Annotated in this window: 5 protein-coding genes and 1 tRNA gene; 3 read left to right on the top strand and 3 right to left on the bottom strand. The window is 44.3% G+C overall.

Annotated elements, in window-relative coordinates; genetic code table 11:
* Positions 1 to 113 precede the first annotated feature (113 nt).
* On the top strand, positions 114 to 677 hold the full coding sequence (locus tag FGL37_RS14480) for a porin family protein (protein WP_028069798.1): 564 nt from the start codon (positions 114 to 116) through the stop codon (positions 675 to 677).
* Positions 678 to 853: 176 nt separating this feature from the next.
* Positions 854 to 927 (top strand) — tRNA-Pro (locus FGL37_RS14475).
* A gap of 50 nt (positions 928 to 977) precedes the next feature.
* Here the strand turns inward: FGL37_RS14475 and FGL37_RS14470 are convergent.
* The 3 genes from FGL37_RS14470 to FGL37_RS14460 form a co-directional block, all read right to left on the bottom strand.
* Positions 978 to 2,867: a hypothetical protein gene (locus FGL37_RS14470; protein WP_138096876.1), complete on the bottom strand. Its 1,890-nt coding sequence runs from the start codon at positions 2,865 to 2,867 to the stop codon at positions 978 to 980.
* 225 nt (positions 2,868 to 3,092) lie between these two features.
* Positions 3,093 to 4,658, bottom strand: coding sequence for a RagB/SusD family nutrient uptake outer membrane protein (locus FGL37_RS14465; RefSeq protein WP_028069796.1), 1,566 nt, complete (start codon positions 4,656 to 4,658; stop codon positions 3,093 to 3,095).
* A 38-nt stretch (positions 4,659 to 4,696) separates the two neighbouring features.
* Positions 4,697 to 7,681, bottom strand: a complete 2,985-nt coding sequence (locus tag FGL37_RS14460; RefSeq protein ID WP_028069795.1) for a SusC/RagA family TonB-linked outer membrane protein — start codon at positions 7,679 to 7,681, stop codon at positions 4,697 to 4,699.
* Between the two features lie 426 nt (positions 7,682 to 8,107).
* On the opposite strand from FGL37_RS14460, the gene FGL37_RS14455 reads away from it, so the two are divergent.
* On the top strand, positions 8,108 to 12,061 hold the full coding sequence (locus FGL37_RS14455; RefSeq protein ID WP_028069794.1) for a hybrid sensor histidine kinase/response regulator transcription factor: 3,954 nt from the start codon (positions 8,108 to 8,110) through the stop codon (positions 12,059 to 12,061).
* Positions 12,062 to 12,126 lie beyond the last annotated feature (65 nt).

The raw sequence follows: 12,126 nt of genomic DNA, 5'->3' as shown, positions 1-12,126 counted from the left end.
AAAGGTAGTCGTTCTGAAAATAGAAAATGTTTTTTTTCTGAGGGTATATTGATTTTCTATTGTCATAACCTAAAAGACATTATCATTAAAAAAACAAAAAAACACAATTGACAATGAAAAACACATTAAATGCGACTTTAGTGGCACTGACACTATTGGGGACAGCAGGTATTGCACAGGCGCAAGAAATCACTTACGGCATTCAGGTAGGGAGCAATTACCACATGACTTCTTTCGGCAATAAAACAGTAAGGGACAATAACGGGAAGGTAGGGGTATCGATAGCCGGATTTGCTCGAATTGGTGACCGTCTATTCTTTCAGCCGGGCATTGGTGCGAGTTTGTTCCGAAAAGAATACACGTTTGAAGGCACTCTAAAGACTCCCAAGTTCTACCAGATCAATCTTCCGCTACAAGTTGGATACACAGTACTGCAGAAGGACGATTTTATCCTACGCGGTATGATCGGCCCGCAAGTGAACTACGATATCAAAACGGTAAAATCCAGTGCGAATACCGAATACAAGAAATTTTCATTTGATGGCAGGGCCGGTATCGGGGTAGATGTCAGCCGCTTTACCATCGACGCATACTACAGCCACGGATTTACCAGTATCGACAAGACGCTTGACGCGAAGAACAAAACAGTAGGAATCATGGTGGGGTACAAATTTTAATGGCTACCGTAATTAGCTAATTTGCAGCGCCATGTCCCCTCATGCATAGCGCTGCACTCCATATTTGGAAAAAATGATTTTATTTTTTGTCAATAATTACTATTTTAGCGCTACCAAAATTATTCCAAACATCTCGATACGCAGGATCTATCCTATCTGGTATTGGAGGAATAACTCGGGATGTAGCGTAGCCCGGTATCGCGCCAGCATGGGGTGCTGGAGGTCGTCGGTTCAAATCCGGCCATCCCGACGGAATTACAAAGACCACTTAATTTGTCGTAATTAAGTGGTCTTTTGTTTTTATTGCCGCTCATTTAAAGCTTTTTGCACAACAAACAGCTCCTGTTCAAGCATAAAACTGATAAGCCAGTGCTTGCCGATTTTAGACGCCACCAAATTACGGGGTGTGTTTTCGCTCGATTCATTTTCCAACTGGACATAGGCATGCAGCAATACAGGGTCTCCGATCTGCTTAAAATTCATGCCATCGATCAAAATTGTTTTTATTCCATGGGTGAAAGCATCACCATATTCGTAGAAAAAGCGAAAATCGTCGCCGTCCGGAACAAGAATGTACCGATCATAAACCTGATCCGAAAGTTTTATCGGCGGTATGGAACTTTGGTGGTTACACGAAAAGAACACTAATTCATTATCGATTTTATCATAATAAAAGGCCTGATCTAACGACTGCAAATACCCTGGATGCCAAGGTAGCTGGTCGCTGATCTTTGCTGTTTGGTCCACCGCCAGTTTATCGTTCACGGTCAGGTGATAAATGGTTCCGTTTAGCTTAAGAAGAATGGGAAAGCTTCCGGAAGTTCGAGTCATCGATGCAAAAGGTAGATATTCTATTTTTTCAGTGGTCATCCCCGCTTCGGCCAACAATTTATTCAGACTTTTTTGCACGACTAGTTCCCCTGTGTTGCTTTTGAAACACAACAATTCATAATGGACGGTTTTGTCCTTATGATAGAGAATATAGCCGTACTCATCCATCATATAAGAATGATCCATAATCAGATCTTTTGCTGTCACTAAGAGATTTTTTACGTCCAGCTCTTTGTAAAAATGGCTCCCGTCCTTAGCGATTTGTGGCGTATAACGGCCCCACTGAAATTGGCCGTTAATCGTAAACAAATCCCCTGCTTTTACCATGAAATCCTTAAAGGCCCTTGCATTGGGCTGCTGTGCAGATGCAATCGTTGCTGTCAGCAAACTGCTATCGGCCGGATCTATGACAAGAAGCTGCTGATCTTCAAAATTACGATACTCTGGTTGTGGATGTAATCTGATCAGTCTGTGATTTGTTTCATCCAGTGCAAATAAGGCCTCTGTCTGTTCCGCAAAGGTCTTGGACCATATCTTCGCCTTCGCCCTCTGTAATTGTTGTAGCGGGTGTAAATGAAGGACACTGTCCAGCCATGTCTTCCATTGTGCCCGTGTGGCGTCTTCGGCGGGCACCGACAGCAGTTCCATTGAATTGCTGAGATACTTTAAGCGCTCTTTTGCAAGTTCTGCTATTGTCATTGACCGATAATCATGTATAGTATAGCCTCCATCTGGCGTTTCGGCACAGCCCACAGCGTGCACAGTCACCCGTCTCTGATTGTTGAGATTGTCGATCCAGCGCGGCATGTCCGTCAGATCACGGTAGTCACTAAAATCAGTCCATTCTACCGTATCCTTCAGACTAGACCGTTCAAAAAGACTGGATGGGTAACGCCGATTTTCCGTCTCGATTTTGTCGTTGTTATGCGCATTGAAAAATGCGATATTTCTCGTATAATAACAGTCTTTGACTCCCGGCACGGCAACGATTTCAAACGTAAAGTCCCGGTCGTAGTTATAAAATAAATTTCCGCGGTCTGCAAAAAGCGGAATTAACACAATATCTTCCGTGCCGAGACGTTTAGCGTCGGTTTCGCTCAGATGAAGAAAGAATCCATTTTCAGGAACGTAAATATCCCCTTTGTTGAGCACAAATAGCAATCTTGTCATGGCTGCACTGAGCTGCACAACTCGATAGTCCGATTTGAACCTTCCCGTAACCGTCTGAGTTCTTTCTATCGTATCCGTTTGCTTATGGACTGTTCCGCTGCGCATAGACCTACCGCTACCACCATGACATTGAGAAAAAACCGCTAGCAAAAGCATCAAAAAGACCTGTCTGAAAATTATTGCCTTCATTATTTCATCAGTAATATATTTAAATCAAGTTACCGTTTTTCTTATCGTTTTCAAAAGATAAATGCATAGCCATTTTTCCATGCTATTTCAAGCTTTCGATGTAGTCTTGCTTTGCGAGCTCGCTCACAAAAAAAGGCATTTAAACTACAACTATATCTGTGTAGTTTAAATGCCTTGATGAGCCTGCCTTTGCTGTTATGGAGACAGGCTGTTTTCCACGGATTATTAATATCCCGGATTTTGTTTCAGGTTAGGATTAACTGCTATTTGTTGGCTAGGGATTGGATATACGAGTGTTCGCGGATCCGGATCGGCAGCTTTTTCCTGCCAGGCCAGCAAAAACTTGCCGAAGCGAATCAAATCCTGCCTACGCCAGCCCTCCCAGTACAGTTCCCGTGCACGTTCATCCAGTAAATTGTCCAATGTCAGTGCTGCGAGTGCTGAGACATTACGATTGACCCGGATACTATTCACCAAAGCCAAAGCATCTACCGCCGTACCCGTACCGCCACGCAATATCGCTTCCGCCTGCATAAGCAATACATCGGAGTAACGGAAAACCACCCAATCGTTGTTGCGTTGGCCCGAGACAGCGTAATCAAATGCGTATTTCATTGGGCGAATACCTGCGGTTTCCAAGGTCGCACCCGAGGTGCGGATCGTCACTTCGCGTGTAAAAGACAATGGTGCACTAGAGGGGTTACGCGCCATCAAGGGTTTATTTGTGCTCCAGTTATATTGTTGACCGGCAAAAAATCCTACATTCTGACGCTTAAATGCTTTTTTCCTGTTTGAGGTCGTATCAGCAGCATATTCGTAATATATGCCTCTACGCTCATCTGAAGCGCTGAACTTGTCGTAATAATCCGATAAAGTGCACCAGCCGTTCCAACCGCCGGGATTCATGTTATAATGAGCAATAGTATTCCAGGTACGGTCCACATTACCCCCTCTCTCACCATTCTTATTGAACAATGTGAAAATGTTCTCGGTCGATTTCACATCATTGTCTGGGGCAAAGTTATCAAAATATTTACCTTTTGCCGACACAGTATATTGTCCTGTAGCAGTGATTTCCTTTGCCAGAGCGATCACTTTATTCATATCTTCTGCTGCAAAACTGGGCGACTGTCTATTTATAAATGCACCCTTATTGAGGTAAATTTTCATCAGCAAGGTTCTCGCCGCATTTCTATTAGCGACATATGCAGCACCGCTTGCAGGTAGGCTAGCCAAGATCTCATTGAGATCTTTGACCATATAGTCAATAGCCGCTTGAGGTTGTAATACCTCGGGCGAAATCCTAAAATCCTCCAAGGCTTCACCTTCTCGAATCGGAACAACTCCATAGAGGTCAAGAAGATCAAACATCGCCAAAGCACGAATAAATTTAGCCTCCGCTGCTTGTTGGGCGTTGGGCTTATAGCGCAGCACGTTGCTGGCATTATATATAGCAGTTCCCAGGCTGACAAAAGTATTGTTCATGTAGGCGTTATCTGCATTCCAGGTATGCAGATGGATGGCCCTGTGCATGCCATTGTCGTCCCAGTCCCCTCCGCGCGTAGGTGCCATCGCCGCGTCCGTCGATATTTCCTGCATAACCCAGCGCTGCTCCTGTTGATAGGGCGTATTTAATGAAATGTAGGCTGTTGTCAGCAGCCCCCCAGGTTCAACATTAGAAGTACCCTCTTCCAATTCACCTTTAAATTCTTCCTTCAGTTTGGTACAAGATAAAATACTTGTGGCAACTGAACCAATCATTCCGATATATAATAACGTTCTTAATTTCATCTGTCTCATAATTTTGTTATCCAATGACATTACGATTATTAAAGTGAGAAGTTAACCCCCAATAGAATATTTCTCGCGGGTGGGTATGGTAGATACTCGATACCCAACGAAGGAATACCATTGGTCGACCCATCTGTGTTAACTTCCGGATCAAATCCAGTGTACTTCGTAATAATAAATAAGTTCTGTCCTGTCAGTGACACATTTAGATTCTTGAATGTCTTACCTAAATCACCGACACGATAACTTAGTGTCAAATTGGCCAGTTTCAAATAGTCTCCCTTCTCTAAGAAACGTGAAGAAGGCGCTGCAGAATTAGATGTAGACTCTTTAACGGAGGTATCAAAAAATGCTGATCCGATATTCCTTGACGATAAATTGGTCAACCCAAGCCCTGTGGCAGCAGTATTGTTAAATAGGTAATGCCCGAGTGCACCGTTCATGTTGGCAGCCAAGGAGAATTTTTTATAATTCACATTTGTCGAAATACCCAACAAAGTTTTAGGATTTGGGCTGTTCATATAGAACTTGTTGACAGCCGGATCGTTCTTGCTGCTTATACTTCCATCCAGTCCGCGATACATGCTCATTCCTGTTTGAGGATCAATACCCTGATAATCTGCCAAATACCACACATTCAAGGGCTGCCCGTTCACCATGCGCTGCCCAAGTACTCCAGAAAATCCCTGGCCCCGTAGCGCCCCTGTTTCGTAATAGCCAACTAAACCACTTACACTATTTTTCAGGAAGGTGGCATTACCGGTCAGATCCCAGGTCCAGTTATCGTTTTTGATGATTGTACCTGTCAATGCTATTTCAACTCCTTTATTGACAATTTCGCCGTCTAGATTCACCCAAATTCTTCCTGCAGGTGCTGGCTGTGCGAGTGTTTGCTCAAAAAGGGCATCCGTGGTTTTCTTATTGAAATAATCAATAGAACCATATAGGCGGTTGCCCCAGATGCCAAAATCAATCCCCGCGTTCAATGTCGTGGACGTCTCCCATTTCAGGTCCGGGTTACCATAGTTCGCCTGACTGATGCTTTGATTACCAAATACCAATCTATTCAGCGATGCCCCAGATGGAAACTCCTGATTACCTGTTTTACCCCATCCCAATCTAACTTTAAGCTGGTCAAATATACCGCTCGATTTCAAGAAATCTTCTTCAGCAACATTCCATGCAACCGCAAGAGATGGAAACATTGCATACTTATTATTCGATCCGAATTTGGTCGAACCATCCCGTCTTATCGTCGCTGTGACTAGATAACGGTTGAGATAGTTAAATCCACCCCGTAAGAAAAGCGACTGCAGCTGGTTGGTCGGGCTCCGATAGGAAGCTATTTCCCGGGTCGCAACCGGAGAATATTGGATATAATCGAAATAATCTAGTCCCATATAACTGAATCCCTTGCCAAAGGAAATATTGTTGTTAAAATTGTAATCCAGATATTCGTAACCAGCGACAGCGTTTACGCTCCAGTCATCATTAATCTGCTTGTTGTAAGAAAGCATGTGGGTCATCTGCAGATTTGTCTCGCCATTATTGGAAATAAAGGCTTCCTCATCGTTGTTTTTTGAGGGATCAATAAGACCAGCTCTATACATTCCTTGGCGGTTACCGGTTTGCCGCATCGCACTATAGATAAAACGATACTCCAGATCATCGGTAATTTTATAGTATGGCGCAAGATTGACAACCAAGGTGTTGGTCGTTGCTAAGTCTTTAAATGCATCTATGCTTGTCAGCGGATTCCGGGTAGTTGTGCTGACAAAGGTTAGGTTACCTTGTGCATCCCGTAACGGGCGTGTCGGATTCCATTGCAGCGCCTGTGATATAACGTTTCCTTCCGAACCGACCATTGCGTTGATTGGCGCATACTTATTATCCATTTGCGTCAGGAAAAGTCCGAAATCAAGTCCTAACCGCTTGTTTTCCAAAAAGCGAAAGTTACCGCTGAAGTTGGCCGTATATTTTTTGAGCTGTGAGCCCCGAATAATACCATTTTGGTTAAGATATCCGCCCGATAAACGGTACTTACCATGCTCTGTCCCGCCCGCTACATCAGCATAATAATTTTGTGTGATCGCTTTTCTAGTAATCGCCTTGAAAGCATCTTCATTACCACCAAAGTCCGCATCGTCGACCTCATCTGGTGTATAATATCTCAGCGCTTCCCTGAATCGTGAAGCATTCAGCACGTCCGGATACTCGCGCATCGTAGATACACCAGCAGAGGCACCAACAGATACTTCTGGTGATCCCACCTTTCCTTTTTTAGTTGTGATAATCACCACACCATTTGCTCCACGAGATCCATAGATCGCCGTAGCCGATGCATCTTTGAGGATGTCCATGCTCGCAATATCTCCAGGGTTCAAATAAGTTAACGGATTACCTCTGTCGGAGGAGAAACCGCCCCTACCCTCAGGTAGAGGAGAATTGCCCGACATCGGCACCCCGTCGAGCACAAACAACGGGTTATTACTTGCCCGAATGGACGAATTTCCACGGATACGAACAGTTGTCGATCCGCCAGGTTGTCCTGTATTGTTGATTACCATGACCCCTGGTGTTTTTCCTTGGATCAACTGGTCGGGACTCGTCATAATCCCTTTGTTGAAGTTTTTTGCACCGATCGTCACCATGGACCCCGTTAGATCTTTCTTTCGTGCGGTCCCATAACCGATGACCACCACTTCTTCCAACCCTTGATCTGTACTCGGTTCGAGCGCAATAGACATGTCGTTTCCGACGATGGGAACCTCTTTGAGCGCATAGCCAATGTAGGATACCTCAAGGAATTTGGCCTCATTCGGAATGTTCAACGAAAATGTACCTCCGGCATCCGTTGTGGTGGCCGTACTCGTTCCCTTGACTTTGACCGTGGCCCCCGTCAATGGGCTCTGGGTCTCATCCACAACCTTACCTTTCAATACCCGCGTCTGAGCTGCGGCAATAAAAGTGACCAGCAGCATGGCTGGCATCATTACACATTGCGCAAGTAGTTTGTTTTTCATACGCTTTTAAATTATTGGTTTAATTGATTAATATGTCTGAGCAAATCCACTGCTCAACACGATGTGATTTTACTGTGTCAAAAACGATAGCTAAATATCAGTGTGATCCAAAAACAGCAACCATATGATGCTCAGTCCTCTGCAAAAAGCACCTATACTGAGGCCTCTTCGAAAGGCATGCTGGCAGCGACTCCACTCTTAGCGCGGATAGTATATAAGCAACTCGTTGAAAAATGCGAATACAGCCTTTTGCTGTCGTTAAATTAGGGCAGGACATAAGTTTAATTTTGGTTATTTCTTACCTATAAAAATCGCCAAATCCATCCGTTCATACCAATCACAGCGTCTCAATTTTATATCAGAGCGTATCAGCAAATCTCTTTTTTTTCTTTTTTATTGCCTATTTTTAGGTGAAGATTATACACTTTGATACGAATAACCATTATACCTATCCTATACCTACTGCTTGCCTGGTCCAACCTGCAGGCACAGTCCCTCTATTTTAAAAGCTATCAGACCACCGAAGGACTGTCAAACAATACCGTCACGTGTATCACTCAGGATGTACAGGGCTTTCTCTGGCTGGGAAGCCGGAACGGGCTAAACCGCTTTGACGGCAACAGGTTCAAGATTTTCAGACATAATGTAGCGGATTCGCTGAGTGTCGGAAGCTCCTCGATATTGAGTTTGCTGACCGACCAGCGGGGTATGATGTGGATCGGGACCACACGGGGGACGTACCGTTACGATCCAGTAAGAGAACATTTCCTTTTTTTTGACAAGATACCAGCTGGTGAAGTAAATAGCATTAAAGAATTTGCAGGTTATATCTGGATTTTGTCGAATGGAAAGCTTTATTGCTACAACCCCTTCACCTCCGACCTACAGCCGGCTAATCAAGACAAAAGCAAGATCACGACGATTTCCTGTACCGGTGAAAACGGTCTGTGGACAGTAGATGACAAAAATGTACTTAGACAATATAGCAAGCAGCGGGGCTTTACACAGGTCCAGCTTGCAGATCCGGAAAAGCAATTGTCAGCAATCAAAACAATATATCCAATAAATGATTCTCTGCTGCTCGTCGGTACAACCAATGCGGCTTACCTGTACGATAGGAAAAAGGCTTCGCTCCAGAATATATTTGCAGGCAGCTTTCCGCAGCAAGTCATTCAGGTAAACTGCATTATCGAGCAGTCGCCTGGGCTCTTTTGGTTTGGCACAGAATCCGGAATATATAGCTATGCAATCGCTACTCGTAAAGTACAGCGGATCAAAAAAGACTTTTTCAACCCATTTGCACTATCGGACAACGTAGTACTGGATTTCTACAGAGACCGGGAAGACAATATTTGGGCCGGAACATTCTTCGGCGGTCTCAACCAATATAGCAGGCAGTTTGATAACTTCAAAAAATATCTATCTGGCTTTGGCCGCAATGCGCTTTCAGGAAATATCGTACATGAAATCTACAAGGATTCGTACGGCTACTTCTGGATCGGCACCGAAGATGGGGGGTTAAATAAACTTGATCCAGCTTCCGGTCAAATCAGCCGATTTACTGCTGATGGCAAGCCGGGCAGCATAACACACAATAACATCCACGGTCTGGCTACCTATAAAAACGAGCTGTGGGTCGGGTCCACCACACATGGTCTCGATGTGCTGGATGTCAAAACTGGAAAGCTCAAACGACATTATGACCAGATCGGCAAAGGCAGTTTACAGAGCAATTTTGTGGTCTGTATTTATAAAACCAAAGATAATACTATGCTATTGGGAACGGACCGTGCCCTCTATGCCTACAATATCCATACGGATAGCTTTGATCTAATGCCCATCGCAGCCTGGATCCAGGGCATCTATGAAGATAGCGACGGTATCCTTTGGGTAAACACTTATGGGGATGGCGTATACCGCTACCATCGGCATACCGGAGCTATAAACAGACTTTATTCTACACCGGGCAAACGCCATAGTCTGGTCAACAATTATGTCAACGGCTTATTTGAAGACAGTAAAAATAATATCTGGCTAAGTACAGAAAGCGGGCTTTCCAAATACCGTCGTGATGGTACCTTTACCAACTACCTCACCGAATCTGGTCTACCTTCCAATCAGGTTTTCAAAGTGCTTGAAGATGATAACCGTAGTATTTGGATCACCACCGGCCGGGGGCTGGTACGGCTAGACGAAGGGAGAGCCAAACGGGTGATCTATACCTCGAGAGACGGTCTTCCGGCAGATCAGTTCAATTATAATTCAGCTTTTAAAGACGAGGATGGAACGCTCTATTTCGGAACCATTAAAGGCATGGTCAGCTTCAACCCCAAGAAATCTATTAAAAATAGCTTTGTGCCGCCCATATTTATCAGTAGTATTCAGATCAACAACAGCGAAATCGCCGTAGATAAGGCCGGACCACTACCCCAGTCGCTCTCCCTGACCAAAGAGATTAAGCTGAGCTACGACAATTCCAACATCAGTTTTAATATTGCTGCACTCAGCTTCGTTTCTCCCGAAAGCAATACATACCGGTACATCATGGAAGGGTATGACAAGGGTTGGACTGATATCAAGGGCAGCCAAAAGATATACTACAATAAACTGCCACCAGGCACGTATACCTTCAAGTTTAACGGAGCCAATAACAACGGTATCTGGAATCCGGCCGGAAAGGAACTGCGGATCATTGTATCGCCCCCTTGGTGGTCATCGACCTGGGCTTATATCTTATATTTTTTAACACTAAGTACCATTACTGCTCTGATCCTACGGTACTATTTCCTATTGATCAAAGCAAACAATGCACAAAAAATGGATAATTACGAGCGCAAAAAAGAACAGGAAGTATATAACCTCAAACTTGAGTTTTTCACCAACCTGGCGCATGAGATCCGTACACCATTGACCTTGATCAAGATGCCGCTGGAAAAACTGATTCGCACAAGTGAGTCCCAAGACGGGGACATGCTGAATGATCTGGCCCTTATCGACAAAAACACAACCCGGCTGATCAGGCTGACCAATCAGCTCCTGGATTTTAGAAAAGCAGAAACAAATAATATGAGCCTTATCTTTACAAAAACCGACATCAACAGCTTACTACTGGACGTATTCAATGACCTTAATGGCCTGGCAAAAGAAAAGATGCTGCAATACGATCTTTCACTACCCCGGATCACGCTAACCGCACAGGTCGACGAAGAAGCCTTACGCAAGATATTTACCAACTTGATCCACAACGCCATCAAATATGCAGCCCAACAGGTCCATATCAAATTGCTACCCTTCAACAGCGACGATATCATGTTCAATATTGAATTCCGCAATGACGGCGACATCATCCCTTTTGACAAGCGGGAAAAAATCTTTGAACCTTTTTATCGTCTGAATGAATCCAATAAAGACACAGGCACCGGCATTGGTCTTCCCCTATCCCGTTCGCTCGTCGAACTGCATCAGGGCACGCTGTCCTTGGTCTTCACTGAAGAAAATCGTAATATCTTCCTGCTGTCCGTCCCTATCGTTCAGGAGCAATCACTCGACATCACACCCCTTCTCGAAGAGGCCGCCGAACAGGAGGACCGTAAACTTTATACAGAAGAGGACGAAGATGCCGAAAAACCTATAGTTCTCATTGTTGAAGACAACAAGGAAATATTGGCTTATCTCAATAAGGAACTAAAGACAGATTACGCGGTTTTAAGGGCCAGTAACGGTGCTGAGGCGCTAGAAATCCTCGACCGTGACAATGTACAGCTTGTACTCACAGATATCATGATGCCGATTATGGATGGCATCACTTTATGCAAGCGCATCAAAAGTGATATTCTCTACAGCCACATTCCCGTTATATTCCTCACTGCAAAAAATGCGCTCGATGCCAAAATTCAGGGCCTAAAAATAGGGGCCGATGCCTATATTGAGAAACCTTTTTCTTTAGAATTTCTGACGGTACAGATCCGTAATATCCTGAACAACCGAAAGATCATCAAACAATATTTCACCAACTCTTCGGCTACTAATCTGACCGACATCAATGTCTCAGCGCCTGACAAAGACTTTATCAGCCAGCTCAACAGTGTCATTTATGAACACATCTCCGACATTGATCTGAATGTAGATGAGCTGGCAAGGCTAATGAATATGAGCCGCCCAACCTTATATCGCAAGATCAAGGGTCTGTCAGATCTGAGCCCCAACGAACTGATCAATATATCCAGGTTAAAAAAAGCTGCTGAACTGCTCGTTCAAAAGGAATATAATATTACGCAGATTTCGACCATGGTCGGCTATAGTGTACAGTCCAACTTTTCAAGAGATTTCCATAAACATTATGGTATGCCACCCAGTGTTTATATGGCCGAAAATAGCTGATCTGACAAAAAAGTCGTGAAACCCTGTATCGAAACTGCGGGGTATATGGTGGTAGTTTATATTGA

Source organism: Sphingobacterium thalpophilum (genome assembly GCF_901482695.1).
GTDB classification, from domain to species: domain Bacteria; phylum Bacteroidota; class Bacteroidia; order Sphingobacteriales; family Sphingobacteriaceae; genus Sphingobacterium; species Sphingobacterium thalpophilum.
This window is presented reverse-complemented; position numbering and strand designations above follow the sequence as displayed.